Annotated in this window: 19 protein-coding genes; 10 read left to right on the top strand and 9 right to left on the bottom strand. The window is 34.8% G+C overall.

The annotated features are described in order from the left end of the window. Both serB and FJR47_RS07705 read left to right on the top strand, forming a co-directional pair. Positions 1–624: a phosphoserine phosphatase SerB gene (gene serB, locus FJR47_RS07710; RefSeq protein WP_152299864.1), complete on the top strand. Its 624-nt coding sequence runs from the start codon at positions 1–3 to the stop codon at positions 622–624. Continuing rightward, on the top strand, positions 624–938 hold the full coding sequence (locus tag FJR47_RS07705) for a hypothetical protein (protein ID WP_152299863.1): 315 nt from the start codon (positions 624–626) through the stop codon (positions 936–938). Before serB ends, FJR47_RS07705 begins: the two co-directional genes overlap by 1 nt. Positions 939–1,023: 85 nt before the next feature. Here FJR47_RS07705 and rpsR read toward each other — a convergent pair whose 3' ends face one another. From rpsR to rpsF, 3 genes are read right to left on the bottom strand one after another with little or no spacing between them, the layout of a single operon-like run. Next, positions 1,024–1,287, bottom strand: coding sequence for a 30S ribosomal protein S18 (rpsR, locus tag FJR47_RS07700; protein WP_152299862.1), 264 nt, complete (start codon positions 1,285–1,287; stop codon positions 1,024–1,026). Positions 1,288–1,312: 25 nt separating this feature from the next. Then, positions 1,313–1,822, bottom strand: a complete 510-nt coding sequence (locus tag FJR47_RS07695; RefSeq protein ID WP_152299861.1) for a single-stranded DNA-binding protein — start codon at positions 1,820–1,822, stop codon at positions 1,313–1,315. Positions 1,823–1,854: 32 nt separating this feature from the next. Continuing rightward, entirely contained in the window at positions 1,855–2,274 is a 420-nt protein-coding gene (gene rpsF, locus FJR47_RS07690) for a 30S ribosomal protein S6 (protein WP_152299860.1), read from the bottom strand. 231 nt (positions 2,275–2,505) lie between these two features. Between rpsF and FJR47_RS07685 the strand changes: the two genes are divergently transcribed. Continuing rightward, positions 2,506–3,465, top strand: coding sequence for a divergent polysaccharide deacetylase family protein (locus FJR47_RS07685; RefSeq protein WP_152299859.1), 960 nt, complete (start codon positions 2,506–2,508; stop codon positions 3,463–3,465). A gap of 1 nt (position 3,466) precedes the next feature. Further along, positions 3,467–4,243, top strand: coding sequence for a DNA-processing protein DprA (locus FJR47_RS07680; protein WP_152299858.1), 777 nt, complete (start codon positions 3,467–3,469; stop codon positions 4,241–4,243). On the opposite strand, the gene queA is transcribed toward FJR47_RS07680, so the two are convergent. The 4 genes from queA to hemW are packed head-to-tail and all read right to left on the bottom strand — an operon-like array spanning position 4,238 to position 7,611. Continuing rightward, entirely contained in the window at positions 4,238–5,266 is a 1,029-nt protein-coding gene (gene queA / locus FJR47_RS07675; RefSeq protein WP_152299857.1) for a tRNA preQ1(34) S-adenosylmethionine ribosyltransferase-isomerase QueA, read from the bottom strand. The genes FJR47_RS07680 and queA overlap by 6 nt on opposite strands. Continuing rightward, entirely contained in the window at positions 5,259–6,071 is an 813-nt protein-coding gene (tatC, locus tag FJR47_RS07670; protein ID WP_152299856.1) for a twin-arginine translocase subunit TatC, read from the bottom strand. The genes queA and tatC overlap by 8 nt, the downstream gene beginning before the upstream one ends. Beyond that, on the bottom strand, positions 6,064–6,504 hold the full coding sequence (tatB, locus tag FJR47_RS07665; protein WP_152299855.1) for a Sec-independent protein translocase protein TatB: 441 nt from the start codon (positions 6,502–6,504) through the stop codon (positions 6,064–6,066). Before tatB ends, tatC begins: the two co-directional genes overlap by 8 nt. A 54-nt stretch (positions 6,505–6,558) precedes the next feature. Further along, positions 6,559–7,611 carry a radical SAM family heme chaperone HemW gene (gene hemW, locus FJR47_RS07660; RefSeq protein ID WP_152299854.1) on the bottom strand — a complete coding sequence of 351 codons (1,053 nt, stop codon included), beginning with the start codon at positions 7,609–7,611 and terminating at the stop codon, positions 6,559–6,561. Between the two features lie 181 nt (positions 7,612–7,792). Between hemW and FJR47_RS07655 the strand changes: the two genes are divergently transcribed. The 5 genes from FJR47_RS07655 (at position 7,793) to folP (ending at position 11,848) form a co-directional block, all read left to right on the top strand. Then, on the top strand, positions 7,793–8,263 hold the full coding sequence (locus FJR47_RS07655; RefSeq protein WP_152299853.1) for an RNA pyrophosphohydrolase: 471 nt from the start codon (positions 7,793–7,795) through the stop codon (positions 8,261–8,263). After that, positions 8,264–9,475 carry an aspartate kinase gene (locus FJR47_RS07650; protein ID WP_152299852.1) on the top strand — a complete coding sequence of 404 codons (1,212 nt, stop codon included), beginning with the start codon at positions 8,264–8,266 and terminating at the stop codon, positions 9,473–9,475. Positions 9,476–9,554: 79 nt separating this feature from the next. Continuing rightward, entirely contained in the window at positions 9,555–10,103 is a 549-nt protein-coding gene (locus FJR47_RS07645) for a HobA family DNA replication regulator (protein WP_152299851.1), read from the top strand. After that, a complete protein-coding gene (locus FJR47_RS07640) occupies positions 10,090–10,716 on the top strand; it encodes a DNA polymerase III subunit delta' (RefSeq protein ID WP_152299850.1) in 627 nt (208 codons plus the stop codon). The genes FJR47_RS07645 and FJR47_RS07640 overlap by 14 nt, the downstream gene beginning before the upstream one ends. After that, positions 10,706–11,848: a dihydropteroate synthase gene (gene folP, locus FJR47_RS07635; protein WP_152299849.1), complete on the top strand. Its 1,143-nt coding sequence runs from the start codon at positions 10,706–10,708 to the stop codon at positions 11,846–11,848. Before FJR47_RS07640 ends, folP begins: the two co-directional genes overlap by 11 nt. 75 nt (positions 11,849–11,923) lie before the next feature. Here folP and dnaK read toward each other — a convergent pair whose 3' ends face one another. Beyond that, entirely contained in the window at positions 11,924–13,810 is a 1,887-nt protein-coding gene (gene dnaK / locus FJR47_RS07630) for a molecular chaperone DnaK (RefSeq protein WP_152299848.1), read from the bottom strand. 99 nt (positions 13,811–13,909) lie between these two features. Then, positions 13,910–14,503 carry a nucleotide exchange factor GrpE gene (grpE, locus tag FJR47_RS07625; RefSeq protein ID WP_152299847.1) on the bottom strand — a complete coding sequence of 198 codons (594 nt, stop codon included), beginning with the start codon at positions 14,501–14,503 and terminating at the stop codon, positions 13,910–13,912. 184 nt (positions 14,504–14,687) lie between these two features. On the opposite strand from grpE, the gene FJR47_RS07620 reads away from it, so the two are divergent. Next, positions 14,688–16,709, top strand: coding sequence for a hypothetical protein (locus tag FJR47_RS07620; RefSeq protein WP_152299846.1), 2,022 nt, complete (start codon positions 14,688–14,690; stop codon positions 16,707–16,709). The last annotated feature ends 6 nt before the right edge of the window (positions 16,710–16,715 follow it).

Raw genomic sequence — 16,715 nt, 5'->3', positions numbered from 1 at the left:
ATGCTAAAACTGGCTGTTTTTGATTTTGATTCTACGCTGATGGATGGCGAGACGATAGATTTTTTTGCTGAAGAGTTGGGACTTGGTGAAGAGGTTGGTAAAATAACAGAAGCTGCGATGAGCGGAGAGATTGACTTTTTTGAATCACTGCAACAAAGAGCGGGTTTGCTAAAAGGTTTAGATTATAGTGTGGTTGAAAAAATAAGTCAAAATTTGCCATATATGAATGGAGCTCGCGAGACAATAGCTGAGCTAAAGAGCAGAGGAATGAAAGTGGTCTGCTTTAGCGGCGGATTTAGAAATGCTACTGGATATGCAAAAAATATTTTAGGGTACGATGCAGATTTTTCAAATGTACTGCATCATAAAAATCAAAAACTTACAGGTCTTGTCGGCGGAGATATGATGTTTAACTACTCCAAAGGCGACATGTTAATACGCTTGCAGGGGCTTTTGGGAGTCACTGAGAAGGAAACATTGGTGTGCGGAGACGGAGCAAATGACCTCTCAATGTTTGCTCATGCAGGAACAAGAGTCGCTTTTTGTGCAAGAGAGATTTTACGCAAAGAAGCAAATATAGTAGTTGAGACTAAAGATTTAAGAAAAATATTGGAGAAATTATAATGTTAGAAAATAGTGTCTGGAGACAGTACAACAGTGAAAATAGTTTTAGAGAAATGCTTGTGAAATTTTGTAAATTAGATGCAATTAATATGATTGAAGATGATAAACTTTTATATGGAGTACTTAAGTCCAAGCTTACAAAAAAAGAGTTAAGACTTTTTGCTATGGATAGTGCTGATTTGGATAATAATGAGATTAAATCTCTATTTAACTATAATGATGAAGAACTTGAAAAAGCAAAATTTAAACTTTATAAAAAATTAAAGCAAGACAAGGTTCGCTTAGGTTTTAAAGCAGTTAGTATAGAAGAGTAGAAGAGTTAAATAAGAATTTATTTTTATTGAAAATTGAGTTTAAAACCAAAATCCTGTTTTAGGATTTTGGTGCATGTTTTGAAAATTATTTTAAATTTTCAAATGGTGCAGTTACAACTGCTTTTCTTGTTACAGTATATGGAACCAATGCCGCAGCACGAGCTCTTTTAATAACAGTTGCAATCATGTCTTGGTGACGCTTGCAGTTACCTGTTAAACGGCGAGGCATGATTTTATATCTTTCTGAAAGAGAGAAGCGAAGCGCTCCTACATCTTTATAATCCATGAAGTCAACTTTTGCTTCACAGTACTTACAGTATCTTTTTTTATACTTTCTTCTTTCTGCCATGGTATTTCCTTTTATTATCTATTTTCTAAAATGGAATTTCATCTTCATCAATGTCTATTTCCGGAACAGAACTGCTCTCAGGCATAGCTCTGTTTTGTGAATAGGATTGCTGTTGCTGATTCGGCTGTTGATAACTTTGTGCTTGTTGTTGATAATTTTGTTGTCCTGCTTGATTTTGTTGAGCAGGATAATTACCACTGTTTTGGTTATCATTTTTCGAATCTAGCATCTGCATTGTTTCAACAACAACAGAGTGTTTAGAGCGTTTCTGTCCGTTTTGATCTACCCATTGATCAAAGTTAAGTCTACCTTCTACAAGGATTTTACTCCCCTTTTTAAGGTACTGGTTGGCAATCTCTGCACTTCTTGCAAAGAATGTAATATCTACAAAGCAAACTTCCTCTTTTTTTTCACCGTTAACAGTGAATTTGCGGCTTGTAGCAATAGCAGTGTTTGCTATTGCCATTCCGCCTTGAGAGTATCTAAGTTCTATATCTCTAGTTAAGTTTCCAACCAAAATAACTTTGTTATACATGAATCTTCCTTCTTTGTTTAGGCGTTAGCCAATTACTCTGCTGTCTCTTCAGCTACTTCTTGAACTTCTGTGCTTGCTTCAACTTCTTCTTTAGTTTCTTCAGCAGGTGATGAAGCTTTTTTGTTTGCTTTTTGAACTAGTTGGTTCCAAGCTGACACTTCACGATTTGTATCATATTTGATAGTTACAAAACGAAGAAGATCTTCATTAATACGGAAGCGTCTTTCAATTTCGCTGATTGCTGAAGGAGCAGCTGTATAATAGATAACATGGAAATAACCACGCTCATTTTTTCCAATAGAATATGCTAATTTTCTCATTCCCATTGCGTCTGTTGCAGCTATTTCGCCGCCGTTAGAAGTGATAACTTCTTCAATAGCATTAACGCTAGCTTGAATCTCTTCTGCTGTTAATGTCGGTTTTACGATTACTAGGTTTTCGTAATTTCTCATAGAGTATAATCTCCCTTTGGTATTTCGCCTATAAACAGGCTTTTGTTTCCCTTTCGGATGTATATATATATCGAAAAAATTCGATACAAAGAGAAAGGAACTCGAAATTATACAAAAAGAATGCTTAAGAAAAACAATGTTTTAAAGAGTATATTAATATGTCATTATGCAATAAATAATCTCTATTTTAATTTTTTAGGATATAGTTTTATTATAATTTATGGAGAATTTATGTCAAGAAAAAGAAAAACAAGTTTTAAGAAAAAACCAAAAGATTTAACTTTTATAACTTGGATTGTAACTTTTATAATTATCGCTTTTAGTTCCTTTGGTATAGGATATTATGTTGGATATGATGATGCAAAAAATGATTTATTTAAAAAAGAGAGCAAAATCGCTAAAAAAAGCGTTAAGCAAATAAAAGAGAGTGAAACGATTGAAAAAAGCACTAAAGAAGCAAAAGAGAAGTATGAAGATGCTTCGCATGAGGTTGAGAGTTCTATAGAGCCAAAACCAATAGAGCGGGAGAAGACAGTAGAGACTTCTGCCAAAGCAAAGTTGGCAATTATTATAGATGATGTGAGTGTAAAGTCTCATATAAAAGCTATCAAGAGCCTTAATCTGCCTATAACAATGTCTTTTCTGCCGCCAAGTGAATTCAGACCAAATTCTCATAAATTGGCTGCAAAAGAGGAGTTTTATATGGTTCATTTGCCTATGGAAGCAAAAAATTTCACAAAGGAAGAACCTTATACACTAAAAGTGGATGATTCTCAAATAAAAATATTGCAAAGAGTTGCAGAAATAAAAAAGCTATTCCCAAAAGTCAAATATATCAATAACCATACAGGAAGTAAATTTACATCAGATGAAGCGGCAGTAAATAGACTTATTTATGCGCTGGAAAAAGAAAATATTAATTTTATAGACAGTCGGACAATTGGATCAACAAAAGTACCAAAGGTGATGAAAAGTTATGGAAAAAAATATATGTCAAGAGATATCTTTTTAGATCATGAACTTGATAAAGATTATGTAAAGGGACAAATAAAAAAAGCAATCAAAATAGCTAAAGTGCATGGAAGTGCAATAGCAATAGGTCATCCGCATGCAAATACTCTTTTGGCCATTAGTGAGTCAAAGCATCTTTTTTCTGAAGTTGAATTGGTTTTAATAGATAAGCTATATTGAAATGAAAATAGTTAAAAATAAAATACCTGAACTTTTTTCTATGAAAAGTTATCCGAAGCAGCTTTTTTATAACGGAAATCTTGAACTTTTACAGAGAGTAAAAGTTTCAATCGTAGGCAGTAGAAAACCGACAAAATATTCTCGCGAATATATCCAAAAAATTTCTTTAGCATTATCAAAAAATGGAATCTGTGTAGTAAGCGGCGGCGCAATGGGAATCGATGCAACAGCCCACTCGGGTGCAGGGAGTTCAAACACTATTGCTGTTTTGCCGTGCGGCATAGATCTGCGTTATCCCTCTGTAAATAAAAATTTATTAAACGATATACAAAACAGCGGGCTTTTGCTTAGTCAGTTTGAGCTTGGATTTCGTGCAACCCCCTGGAATTTTATTATAAGAAATGAGCTTGTAGTTGCTCTTGGCGATGTTTTAATAGTCGGCGAAGCTGATCTGGATAGCGGAACTATGAGAAGTGTGGAATTTGCTTTAAAAATGGGTAAAAAAATTTTTGTGCTTCCGCATCGTTTAGGTGAGAGCAGCGGCACAAATCAGCTTGTAAAAGAGTCTAAAGCAGAGGTGATTTATGATATAAATGAGTTTGTATCTCAATTTACACCATCAAAGAATCTTCAACTCTTTAGCAAAGATGATTTTATAGAGTTTTGCAGTACAAATCCAACATATGATGAGGCTTTGGCAAAATATCCGCAGAGAGTTTTTGAAGCAGAGTTAAACGGCGAGATAGAGATAGTAAAGGGCAGAGTTTTAGTTCTATAGTATTAACATTGAATCGCCGTAAGAGTAGAATCTATACTCTTTTTCAATGGCAATTCTGTAAAGCTCCTGAGTTTTTTCCAATCCCACAAAAGAGGCCACTAACATTAAAAGAGTGGATTTTGGAAGATGAAAATTTGTAAGCAGATGATTTACTCTTAAGGGTCTGTTTTTTGGATGCAAAAAGAGGTTTGCCTCTCCATTTGAAATATCTTTGTTTCTTGCATAAAACTCTATTGTTCTTGTAGAAGTTGTTCCAATGCTTAAAATTGCTCTATCGGAGTCTAAAAGTTTTTTTGCCTTTTTGGAGATAGCATAGTACTCTGAGTGCATAGGATGCTCGGTTATTTTCTCACACTCAACTGGCTTAAATGTTCCACTGCCTACATGAAGTGTTACAAATGCATGTGCAAATGTTTTGCATACTCTCTCATGCTGCTCTTTTGTAAAGTGCAGGGATGCAGTCGGTGCGGCAACCGCACCCTCCTCTTTGGCAAAGACGCTTTGATACTCATTTTCATCCTCTTTATTGTCTTCTCTTTGAATATAAGGGGGAAGAGGAACATGCCCGATTTTTTCTATTATCGGAAGCAGTTCCTCAAAACGCAAAAGTTTTTCATTTTCATAAAAATGGACGACTCTGCTTCCGTCATCGTGAAGTTTTTGAACTATAGCAGAAAGATTCTCATCAAAGAGAATTTTTGTATCTTTTTTTACTTTACCTCTTATATAAACATTTACATCATGCGCATTCAGGGCTCTGTTTATAAGAAGTTCAATTTTTCCGCCGCTCTCTTTTTTTCCAAAGAGTCTTGCTTTTATAACTTTTGTGTCGTTAAATATCAGCGCACACTCTTTTGGGATAAACTTCTCTAAATCCGAAAATTTTACATGCGAAATTTTGTCTGTAGATCTGTCATATACAAGAAGTTTTGAGCTGTCTCTCGGATTTGCGGGGTGTGTCGCTATAAGCTCCTTTGGAAGAAAGAAGTCATAGCTAGATGTTAAAAGTTCTTTATTATTCACTGTCTTTGTTTATCGCTCTTATCTCATCAAGAAGATCTATATCTTCATCCTCGCTCTCTTCTTCAAGCGCAGGAGCAGGGTTGACTAGTCTTACTATTAAAATAGATATTCCATAAAGCAGGACAAGCGGGCCTGCCATTAAAAGCTGTGTCAATACATCCGGCGGAGTAAGAAGGGCAGCTACTATAAAAATAATTACAATTGCATACTTAAAAAACTCTCTCATCTGTCTATCGTCAACCATGCCAAGAAGTCCTAAAAAGTATGCAAAAACAGGAAGTTCAAAAGCTATTCCAAAGCCAAACATGATTTTTGTAAAGAAGCCTACATAATCTTCTATATTTATCAGAGGAGTAAATTTAAAGCTACCAAAGGTAATCAAAAAATCAAAACCAAACGGAGTAACTATATAGTAGGCAAATATAACCCCTATAGCAAACATTATAGTTCCGCCGAGGATAAATGGAATAATCATCTTCTTTTCGTTTGCGTATAGAGCAGGTGCTATAAAAGCCCATATTTGACTTAAAATAATAGGAAGAGCTCCTAAAATGGCTGCAAAAAATGAGACTTTAAGAGCAACAAAAAATGCTCCCCCAACTTGATTTGTAGTTACCATTCCATCGGCAGCGTGAAGAGATTTTCTGCCAACTTCTAAAAGAGCGACATTTAAGGGTTCTACTATCCACTCTAAAATTGCTTCATGAAAGTAAAACATTACAAAAAACATTACAATAAGGCTGGCGACAGAGATACCAAGTCTTTTTCTTAGTTCAACTAAATGCGGTTTTATTTCATCAAACATCTTTGCTATCTTCTTCTATTTTATTTGGATTCTTTTTTTTCTTTGCAAGAGTTACTTCATCACTTTTATTTGGCGTTTTTTCACTTTTGTTATCTGATTGATTACTCTGTTTTGACTCTTTGAAGAGATCGTCATCTTCAAATGTACCATCTTCAAGCGTTGTTAGTTTTGCTGCCATCTTTTTTATGTCAGTTGCGCTTTTTACTTGATTTGAGGCATTAAGCAACTCTTTTTTGTATGCCAATGCTTCATCTTTCATGCTTTTAACATTCATCTCTTCTTCTAGAGACTCTTTCATAGTGCCAATAGTATTCTTCGCATTTCTGAAAAATTTAGCTATCTCTACCATTGCATCGGGAAGTTTATCCGGACCAAGGAACAAAATGGCAATAACAGCGATAATCAGTATCTCAGTAAAACCCATACCAAACATAAAAAATCCTCAAAATTATTATAAAAACAAGATTCTATCTAAAGAATAATTAAACTAGGATATAAAGAGTGTAATCTCATCTGCTAAAAGATAGTCGATGTTATAAAAAGTATCATTCTTAAAGAGCAGTTTTTTTTCATCAACTAGAAGTTTTGCTTTTTTTAACTCTTCTTTATTGAGCAGATCTTTACAAACTCCTACACACGAACGCAATCCTAAAAAAATCTGTTCAATTTTTTTATCTTCGAGTGTTAATAATTCGCTTCTAATATCGAGCGGATTTTTTATATAATCTTCAATGCATGTGGTTGGATAGTATCTTTTTAAGCCAAGTTTGCCAACAGCTCCGCTTCCGAGGCCTATATAATCTTTATACTCCCAGTATCCAAGATTGTGAGTGCTTTGGTAAGAGCCAAAGTTACTGATTTCGTATTGATTAAAGCCAAAATCAGTTATTTTTTTGAAAAACCAAGATGTTAATCCTAGTTTCTCTTTTGACATATAAGGTTTTGATTCAAATAAAGTACCCTCTTCAATCGTTAAAGCGTAAGCACTTAAATGGTTTATCGGCAGAGAAAAAGCGGTACTCAAATCATTTTCTAAAAGCTTTTTTGTGTCATTGAGTGTAGCATAAATAAGATCAATTGAGATATTTTTAAAACCAATCTTTTTGGCATTTAAAACAGCTTCTACTGCCTGCACAGCGCCATGTGAACGATTTAGAAGTTTGAGTTTATCTTTATCAAAACTTTGTACCCCAAAACTTATACGATTAACCCCAAGTTTAAACATCCCCTCAAGCCACTCTGCAGTTGCACTGTTTGGATTGGCTTCGCTTGTTATCTCAATATTATCTTTTAAGTAGGGTTTTAGAGCGTCAAATATTTTTTTGTACAGTGCCGGTGCAACCGTAGAGGGTGTTCCGCCGCCGATAAAAATTGATTCTATCTCTTTGGATGTGATGTTAAATCTTTTTAATTCAAATTGAAGCTGGGTACAAAGAGCTTCCATGTAGTGCTCTTTTAGATGAAACTTGTCTACATAGGAGTTAAAAGCGCAATAGTAACATTTAGAATCACAAAATGGAATATGTATATAAAGTAGCACAAACCCCTCCTTAGTTAAGTTGAGAATTATAGCTTTATTTGATTTTTTTTAATAGTTGGATTTTTATTATTTTGAGTAAGTAGAAGCGCATTATAAAATAGTAAAAATTAGGTTACTTTAATTGCTAGTCTTGTATAATTTTATAATTCAAATCTCTCAAAATCTATATTTAAGTGAAGCTATGAGTAAAAAAGATTTATATCGACCTAATGTCGCAATGATTATTGTGTCCGACACTTATCCGCAAAAAAAAGAGATATTTTTGGCGCAGAGAAATGATTTAAGGGATGTGTGGCAATTTCCTCAAGGCGGAATAGATGAAGGAGAAGAGGTCATAGAAGCTCTTTTTCGTGAACTAGAAGAAGAGATAGGTACAAATAGAGTTGAGGTGATTGCTGAATATCCTGAGTGGGTATCTTATGATTTTCCTTTAAAAATAGCACAAAATATGAAACCTTTTATAGGGCAGAAACAAAGGTATTTTTTAGTAAAACTCCACAAAAACGCTAAAATCAATATTGATACAAAAGAGCCTGAGTTTTCTGATTATAAATTTGTAACGGCTGATGAGGCTCTAACTTTAAGTGCAAGTTTTAAAAAAGATGTATATGAGAGTGTGATAAATTATTTCAAAGATGAAGGATTATTGTAGATGTTGATAGTTCAAAAATTTGGCGGAACAAGCGTTGGTGATTTGGATCGTATTCAAAATGTGGCAAATCGTGTAAGCGCTACCAAAAAAGCCGGTCATGACATAGTCGTAGTGGTTTCGGCTATGAGTGGGGAGACCAATAAACTTATAGGATATGCGGAGCATTTTTCAAAAAATCCTGCAAGAGTAGAGATGGATATGCTGCTAAGTTCAGGTGAGAGAGTAACTGCTGCTCTTTTAGCAATTGCGCTAAGCGAGATGGGATTCCCTGCAATATCAATGACAGGCAGAAAAGCTGGAATTGTTACGGATAATATTCATACAAAAGCGCGTATTGAAGAGATTAACCCAGTTGTTATGCATAATGCTATAAAAGAGGGAAAAATTGTAGTAGTAGCAGGTTTTCAGGGTATATCGCAAGATGGAAATGTAACAACGCTCGGACGCGGAGGAAGTGACCTCTCCGCTGTTGCAATCGCGGGAGCGCTCAAAGCAGATTTGTGTGAGATTTACACAGATGTCAGCGGAATTTTCACGACTGACCCTCGTATTGAGCCAAAAGCGAAAAAACTTGAAAAAATTTCATATGATGAGATGCTTGAGCTTGCCTCTTTGGGTGCAAAAGTACTTCAAAACCGCTCAGTGGAGCTGGCAAAAAAATTAAATGTCAATTTAGTAACAAGAACAAGCTTTTCAGATGAAGAGGGAACATTAATTACGAAGGAAGAAAATATTATGGAAAAACCGTTAGTAAGCGGAATTGCACTGGATAAAAACCAAGCGCGTGTATCGTTAATAGGCGTAAAAGACAGACCGGGAATTGCTTCGGATATCTTTACAAAACTTTCAAACAATAGTGTAAATATTGATATGATAGTTCAAAATGTGGGTCATGACGGCAGAGCAAATATAGATTTTACAGTACCTGTAGGTGATTTAAATGATGCTAAAGTTGTTGTTGATACATTTGTCAAAGATGCAGAGGTTGATGAGGTCTCTTATGATGAAAACATTTGCAAAGTTTCAATAGTAGGCGTAGGTATGAAATCTCACACCGGTGTTGCAGCAAAAGCGTTCTCGACAATGGCAAAAGAGAATATCAATATCGGTATGATCTCTACATCAGAAATAAAAATTTCAATGGTAATAGATGAAAAATATGCAGAGCTTGCAGTTAGAGCTCTTCATAATGCTTATGAGTTAGATAAATAATGAAAATTGATACTTCTTTATATTTTGCAACTTTAATAAATAAATACTTTTTTAATATTATAGAAGAGAAATAAAAGATATGCAGGATTTTGCGCAGTGGAGTTTGGATGCAATCAGAGAAGAGGGTGGCTGTTTTAGTTGGCTAGAAGAGCAGAGATTTGACTGGACCACTACAACTTCACAGGCGCTTGAGCAGATATTAAGCGGTAAAACAATTATTCTTATTACAGATGAAAAAAGAAAATGGCTTGAGACATATATTCTTGATTTTTTAAACTCTTCACAGCTAGACCGCCCACTGCTTCCTATTATCAGCATAGATAGTTTATATAAGCATTATAACAGTGTAAATGGTGGAGAGATGCTTGATGTAGTTGAAGATATGATATCTTTGGCGCATAAAGAGGACTATTTCTTTTGGTATATAGGCAAGGGAGAGGATAAAAGAGCAGACCTTGCAAAGAGAAAAGATACAAGTTATTTTTGGATTTTTGATGAGGAGTATCTCAACGCATTTCATCTTAAATCTTATGACAAGCTATTAGATATAAAACTTCTTCAGCTTTATCGTCTTTTTAATGCTTCTCTTAATGCAGCGATGTTCGGGGAAGTTGATGTCAGTTCATAAATCTCAAAAGGGCTATATACTTATCTCCACTAACATAGAAAAAGAGTTTGAAAGACTTAAGGAGGAGTTAAAACCTAATAGAGTTGCAGGTTTTATAGAGGATGAATTTAAAATTGAACATGCAAAAGCGGTAATAGCAGAATCTTATATCAGCGAATCTCAAACAAAATATATTATTTTAGGTGCAAATAACTTTAATAAAGTATCTCAAAACTCACTTCTAAAAGTTTTAGAAGAGCCTCCTAAAAATATAAAATTTATAATTATTTCTCCCACAAAATCAAATTTGCTTCCTACAGTCCGCTCAAGAATGCCTATAGTAAAAGGTGAAAAAACGCATATGATTCAAGAGATTAATCTTAATCTCTCCAGAATAGATTATGCAGAAGTTTTTGAATTTTTAAAAGCAAATGCAAGAGTGAAAAAAAATGAAGCAAAAAGTCTTGTTGAAGCAATCTACTACAAAGCAACTGTTGTAGAAAAACTTATTTTAAGCGCTTCGGCTCTTCAAAATTTTGATAAAGCTTATAGACTTTTAGAGTTAAACGCAAGACCGCAAAGTGTGTTGGCGATGATTCTTATGAGTTTTACAGGAGAAAAAAATGCAAGTTGAACTTTTATCAAATAGTATAAATATAAAAAAATATCTAAAAGAGTTGGGAGTTGACAGCGGCGGGATTAAAATACTTGCATCAAAAGCGGCGCTTCATATTGTCTATATAAGAGAGTTACATGTAGGCGGAGCAAATATTCTAAAACAGGATGCTCTTAGCATAGGAGCTGATTTAGCGGTGCCTCGCGGAACTGTTGTGGCAAAAATTTCGCATGTTGATTGTATGTTGATTGCAACAACAAAACAGTTGCAGCTGCTTAGTAAAAAAGAGCTGGCTCAACCATTTGGTTTAAAAGAGCTGGCTAAGAAACTTCAAGATATTTTAAAAGTTAAAAAAACTTCACGCGTAGAAGTTATGGGTATTCTTAATGCAAACGATGACAGCTTTTTTTCAGACTCAAGAATTAAAGAAAGAGATGCGATAAAAGCGATAGAGAAAATGGCAGAAGAGGGCGCTGATATTATTGATATTGGTGGAGTTTCTTCTGCTCCTAACACCATATATGTCGGTGCCAAAGAGGAGCTAAGAAGAGTAAAACCGATATTTGATATGATAAAAAAAGAGAAGTTATATGAAAAGGTAAAATTTAGTATCGACAGCTACGAGCCTTCAGTTGTCTCTTACGCTCTTGAGAGCGGGTTTAAAATAGTAAATGATATTACGGGATTGGCAAATGATGAAGTTTGTAAACTTTGCAGCGCATATAATGCAACTGCCCTAATTATGCATATGCAAAAAGATCCGTTTACAATGCAGCAAAGTCCTGAATATAAAAATGTTTTAGGCGATATATACTCTTTTTTTGAACAAAGAGTCGCTAAAGCTGAATCATTCGGTGTTAAAGATATGGTTTTGGATGTTGGAATTGGATTTGGAAAAACGCTAGAACATAATCTAATGCTGATAAAACATCAAGAGCATTTTTTAACTCTAAAAAAACCGCTTCTTGTTGGTGCTTCAAGAAAATCTATGATAGATAAAATATCCCCATCTCTACCAAAAGAGAGATTATCAGGAACTTTAGTTTTACATTTAGAAGCGGCTAAAAACGGAGCTTCTATTATTCGTGTGCATGATGTAAAAGAACATGTGCAAGCATTAAGAGTCCAAAAAGCTTTAGAAGATATTTGATAAGGATTTTTATAGTTTATGCAGTGTAGAATCAGTCAGAGCTCAATGCTCTGACTGGTATTTTAGAAATAGTTTTTACTCTATTTCAGCGTCGATAACATCTTCGTCATCTTTTTTCTTTTTAGTATCAGCAGCTTCCGCTTCACCGCCTTGCTCTTTTTTGTACATCTGCTCAGCCATTTTATGACTTGCTTCAGTTAGAGTTTTTACTTTTGCTTCGATCTGCTCTTTTGTAGCACTCTCATCTTTTAGAGTCTCTTTAAGCTCAGCTATAGCGCTCTCTATTTTTGCTTTCTCCTCAGCTTCGATCTTATCGCCCATTTCGCCAAGAGATTTTTCAGTTTGAGCAATAAGCGCATCCGCTTGGTTTTTAAGCTCAACAAGCTCTTTTCTTTTTGTATCTTCAGCTTTATGAGCTTCTGCATCTTGAACCATTTTGTTGATCTCTTCTTCGCTTAGTCCTGAGCTTCCGCTGATAGTGATTGATTGAGATTTACCTGTACCTTTGTCTGTTGAGCTAACAGTTAAAATACCGTTTGCATCAATGTCAAAAGTAACCTCGATCTGAGGCACGCCTCTTGGAGCTGCAGGAATATCTCCGAGTTCAAAAAGACCTAAAGATTTGTTGTCTTTTGCAAACTCTCTCTCACCTTGAACAACTGAGATACTAACAGCAGGCTGGTTGTCTTCAGCAGTTGAGAAGATCTGAGATTTTTTAACAGGTATCGTAGTACCTTTTTCAATAATCTTAGTTGCAACACCGCCTAGAGTCTCTATTCCAAGAGATAGTGGAGTAACATCTAGAAGAAGTACATCTTTAACATCTCCTCTTAAAACACCGCCTTGGATAGCTGCACCTGCTGCAACAACTTCATCAGGGTTTACACCTTTGTTGAGTTTTTTGCCGCCGAAGAAATCAGATACCATTTTTTGAGCCAATGGAACACGCGTTGAACCACCAACCATTATAATCTCTTTAATGTCACTGTTGTTTAGGTCAGCATCTTTCATAGCAGTTTTAATATGGCTGATAGTCTCTTCAACAAGCTTCTCGATCATACTCTCGAATTTTGCACGAGTAAGTTTTGTTACAAGGTGTTGAGGTCCCGCTTCTGTCATAGTGATAAATGGCAGATTGATCTCTGTTTCAGTTGAGCTTGAGAGCTCCTTTTTAGCATTTTCAGCTGCATCTTTTAGACGCTGTAGCGCCATTTTGTCATTTTTGAGATCAATGCCGTGTGTATTTTTGAATTCGCTGTTTAGGTAGTCAACAATTTTGTTGTCAAAGTCGTCTCCTCCTAAAAATGCGTTACCATCAGTTGATAGAACCTCAAAAGTACCATCACTGATCTCTAGAACAGTAACATCAAATGTTCCGCCCCCAAGGTCGTAAACAAGTACATTTTCATCGCTTTTGCTCTCAAGTCCGTATGCAAGCGCAGAAGCTGTTGGCTCATTTATGATACGAAGTACATTAAGTCCTGCGATAGTTCCTGCATCTTTTGTTGCTTTTCTCTGCGCATCGTTAAAGTAAGCAGGAACCGTGATAACTGCGTCTGTTACAGTTGAGCCTAAATAAGCCTCTGCATCCTCTTTTAATTTGCTAAGAATTTTTGCAGAGATCTCTTGAGGAGTGTAGATCTTTCCTGCAACATCAACTGCCGCCATACCGTCTTTGTCTACAATATTGTAAGTTACTTTGTCGTGAGCCGCTTTAGCATTCTCTTCACTCATCATAAGACCCATGATTCTCTTAATAGAAGAGATAGTTTTGTTTGGATTTGTAATCGCCTGTCTTTTTGCAGGATCTCCTACTAAAACCTCACCTTTGTCTGTAAATGCAACAACCGAAGGAGTTGTGTTTTTCCCTTCTTTATTTGGGATGATCTTTGCTTCGCCGCCCTCATAAACTGCTACACATGAATTTGTTGTTCCTAAATCTATACCTATAACTTTTGACATAATTTTGTTTCCTTTGTTTGTTTAATTTGTAAAAATTTGTTTTATCAGGCGAAATTATATCGCCATACTCTTTTTTCGTTTGCTACTTAAGTAGCACTATTAGTTGGCGACTACCACCATTGCTTCCCTTAATGGTCTATCTTTATATCTATAACCGGTTTGAAATGTCTGAACGATTTGACCGCTCTCTACCGTGTCGCTATCTACGCTTTGAATGGCGTTGTGAATATTTGGATCAAACGGCTCATCATGTGAAACCATTGTTACACCATGTTTTTGCAAAGAGGTTGTAAATTGTTTGAGTGTAAGTTCAATGCCCTCTTTTAATTTTTCTAAATGCTCTGTCGGATCAGTTACATTTTCCGTAGAGGAGAGTGCCATTTGAAGTGCGTCCATAACTGGAATCATGTCTTTGGCAAATTTTTCGTTTGAATATTCTACCGCTGTATATTTCTCTCTCTCTAATCTTTTTTTGATATTATCAAAATCAGCATGTACACGAGCATATTTATCTTTTAGAGAAGCTATCTCCTCTTGTAAAAGATTAATTTCATTTTCAACAGATTTTTCATCTGCTTCAGCTTTTGCTTCCGCTTCAGCCTTCTCTTCTGCCTCTTTTTCAAGAGTTGTTTTATCTAGCTCGATATTTTCAAGAGATTCATTTTCAATCTCTTCATTATTTTCTTTTGGCATAGTTGTTAAATTGCTCCTTTTCTAAAAAGATGACATCATTATACATATTGAGTGTAATAATGTCAAGTAAAAGTTGATTTTTTTTACTTAATAAAGTTTAGTCTATTGCTATCAACTATTTTATTTGCTAAAAAAATAGTTTCTATTGTATCATTATATATTATATATATGAATTGGAGATGTTATGAAATATTTAGTTTGGTTTGGCGGAATTTTGGCAACGCTGGTTTTGGCTATTTTTATAGTTCTTTTTACATCATTAGGCAATGGTGTGTTAAAGCCCATTTTAGAGCAAAAGATAAAAGAACAAACAAAACTAGAGAGCAGACTTTCTGAATTTTCATTAAGTATAAGTGATTTTTCTGTAATTTTAGAATTAAATAAAGGCAATATTATTAAGGCAGAGGGAGAATACTCTCTCTTCTCTCAGGCTTTTACTGTTTTTTACAATGTGGATTTTAAAAATTTAGAGACACTAAAACCATTAGCAGGAACTGAGCTTAGAGGCAATTTTAGTACAAACGGCAGTGCAAAAGGTGATATTGCTTTTATGCAGATTGATGGTAAGAGCAGTGTGGGCGAGAGTGACACATCTTATCATATAGAGTTAACTGATTTTAATCCTACATCTATTATTGCAAATATAAAAGATGCCAAATTAGCATCTCTGCTTTATATGGCTGCTCAAAATCCTTATGCAAGTGCAGATATAGATATGGATATAAATTTTAGAGATATAAGATTGCATAAGATGGATGGGGATGTTGTACTAAAAACAAAAAACGGCAAAATTGACCCAAAATATATGTTAAGTGATTTTAATGTAACGATTCCTCAAACCTCATTCTCTATGAATCTTGATGCAAAACTAAAAGGTGATGATGTTGATTATAGATATGAACTGCTCTCAAACCTTTTTAAAATCAACTCATCAGGACTAATTGTTCCAGAACCTCTAAAAGCTGATTTGAAATACTCGCTCAATATTGAGGATTTAGAGGTTTTAAAGCCTTTAACAAAGGCAGATGTCAGAGGTGCTTTTAAGCTCAAGGGAAGTGTAAAAGGGACAAAAGAGAAGATGATTGTGGAGGGAGTGAGCGATTTGGCTTCATCAGATACGGTATTTGAAGCTGTTTTAAAAGAGTTTAACCCCGCCTCACTAAGAGCAAAAGTAGTAAATCTTGATATTGCAAAACTTCTCTACATGGTAAAACAGCCCCACTACAGTGATGGTCTCTTCTCTATGGATGTTGATATTAGCGATGCAAAAGCGCAGAGTTTAAATGGAAAAGTGATCACAACAATTAAAAAGGGTTTATTAGATTCAAAGTATCTCACAAAAACATATGCCTTTACATCTCCTATGCCAAAAACTCTCTATGATGTAGTGACAACCACTCATTTAAGCGGTAATATTGCAGATACAAAAGTTGATTTTAATTCAAATATAGCAAATCTTGATGTAAAGAGTGCAAAATTTAACATCAAAGATGCTTCATTGAAGAGTGATTACAAGATTGCTATACCAAATTTAGACTCTCTCTTCTTTTTGACAAATCAGCATATGAGAGGTGAAATTGTAGCAAACGGCACTATTTCAAAAACAGAAGATTTGGATTTTACAATCTACTCAAATATTGCAGATGGAAATATGGAAGCAAAACTGCATAATGATGATTTTCACGCAGACTTAAACTCTGTAAAAACAATCAAACTGCTTCATATGCTCTTTTATCCGGAGATTGCAGATGCTTCGTTAAATGCTAAAATAGATTATAATTTAGCACAAAGCAAAGGAGTAATGAACGCTCAGGTTGCAAATGCAATATTTGTAAAAAATCAAACATTTGATCTTATAAAACAGTATACGAAATTTGATATGTACAGAGAGCACTTTAACGGTGATGTAAAAGCAAAAATAGAAAAGGAGAATATTTTAGCTTCAATGGACCTTCGCTCCAAAGAGGCCTCCATCAAAACTCAAGAGACAAAATTCAACACAAAAACGAAACAGATAGATACTGATGTAACATTTCAGGCTAAGAAAAATGTAATAAGCGGAGATATAAAAGGGGATTTAAACTCTCCAAAAGTAACAATAGACCTTGAAAAACTTATGAAATCCGAAGCCGGAAAAGTTATTGAAGAGAAGGTTAACAAAGCTATAGAGAAAGAAGTTGATAAACTATTTAAAAAATTATTTTAAGAATTT

The organism is Sulfurimonas xiamenensis (genome assembly GCF_009258045.1).
Taxonomy (GTDB): Bacteria; Campylobacterota; Campylobacteria; order Campylobacterales; family Sulfurimonadaceae; genus Sulfurimonas; species Sulfurimonas xiamenensis.
Note: the sequence above shows the minus strand (reverse complement) of the source record. Positions and strands in the feature narration are given on the sequence as shown.

What these genes read in the sequence shown, in the direction of transcription:
- serB (WP_152299864.1), top strand. Translation starts at nt 1, where the DNA reads ATGCTAAAACTGGCTGTTTTTGATTTTGATTCTACGCTGATGGATGGC.
- FJR47_RS07705 (WP_152299863.1), top strand. Translation starts at nt 624, where the DNA reads ATGTTAGAAAATAGTGTCTGGAGACAGTACAACAGTGAAAATAGTTTT.
- rpsR (WP_152299862.1), bottom strand. Translation starts at nt 1,287, where the DNA reads ATGGCAGAAAGAAGAAAGTATAAAAAAAGATACTGTAAGTACTGTGAA.
- FJR47_RS07695 (WP_152299861.1), bottom strand. Translation starts at nt 1,822, where the DNA reads ATGTATAACAAAGTTATTTTGGTTGGAAACTTAACTAGAGATATAGAA.
- rpsF (WP_152299860.1), bottom strand. Translation starts at nt 2,274, where the DNA reads ATGAGAAATTACGAAAACCTAGTAATCGTAAAACCGACATTAACAGCA.
- FJR47_RS07685 (WP_152299859.1), top strand. Translation starts at nt 2,506, where the DNA reads ATGTCAAGAAAAAGAAAAACAAGTTTTAAGAAAAAACCAAAAGATTTA.
- FJR47_RS07680 (WP_152299858.1), top strand. Translation starts at nt 3,467, where the DNA reads ATGAAAATAGTTAAAAATAAAATACCTGAACTTTTTTCTATGAAAAGT.
- tatC (WP_152299856.1), bottom strand. Translation starts at nt 6,071, where the DNA reads ATGTTTGATGAAATAAAACCGCATTTAGTTGAACTAAGAAAAAGACTT.
- tatB (WP_152299855.1), bottom strand. Translation starts at nt 6,504, where the DNA reads ATGTTTGGTATGGGTTTTACTGAGATACTGATTATCGCTGTTATTGCC.
- FJR47_RS07655 (WP_152299853.1), top strand. Translation starts at nt 7,793, where the DNA reads ATGAGTAAAAAAGATTTATATCGACCTAATGTCGCAATGATTATTGTG.
- FJR47_RS07650 (WP_152299852.1), top strand. Translation starts at nt 8,264, where the DNA reads ATGTTGATAGTTCAAAAATTTGGCGGAACAAGCGTTGGTGATTTGGAT.
- FJR47_RS07645 (WP_152299851.1), top strand. Translation starts at nt 9,555, where the DNA reads ATGCAGGATTTTGCGCAGTGGAGTTTGGATGCAATCAGAGAAGAGGGT.
- FJR47_RS07640 (WP_152299850.1), top strand. Translation starts at nt 10,090, where the DNA reads ATGTCAGTTCATAAATCTCAAAAGGGCTATATACTTATCTCCACTAAC.
- folP (WP_152299849.1), top strand. Translation starts at nt 10,706, where the DNA reads ATGCAAGTTGAACTTTTATCAAATAGTATAAATATAAAAAAATATCTA.
- dnaK (WP_152299848.1), bottom strand. Translation starts at nt 13,810, where the DNA reads ATGTCAAAAGTTATAGGTATAGATTTAGGAACAACAAATTCATGTGTA.
- grpE (WP_152299847.1), bottom strand. Translation starts at nt 14,503, where the DNA reads ATGCCAAAAGAAAATAATGAAGAGATTGAAAATGAATCTCTTGAAAAT.
- FJR47_RS07620 (WP_152299846.1), top strand. Translation starts at nt 14,688, where the DNA reads ATGAAATATTTAGTTTGGTTTGGCGGAATTTTGGCAACGCTGGTTTTG.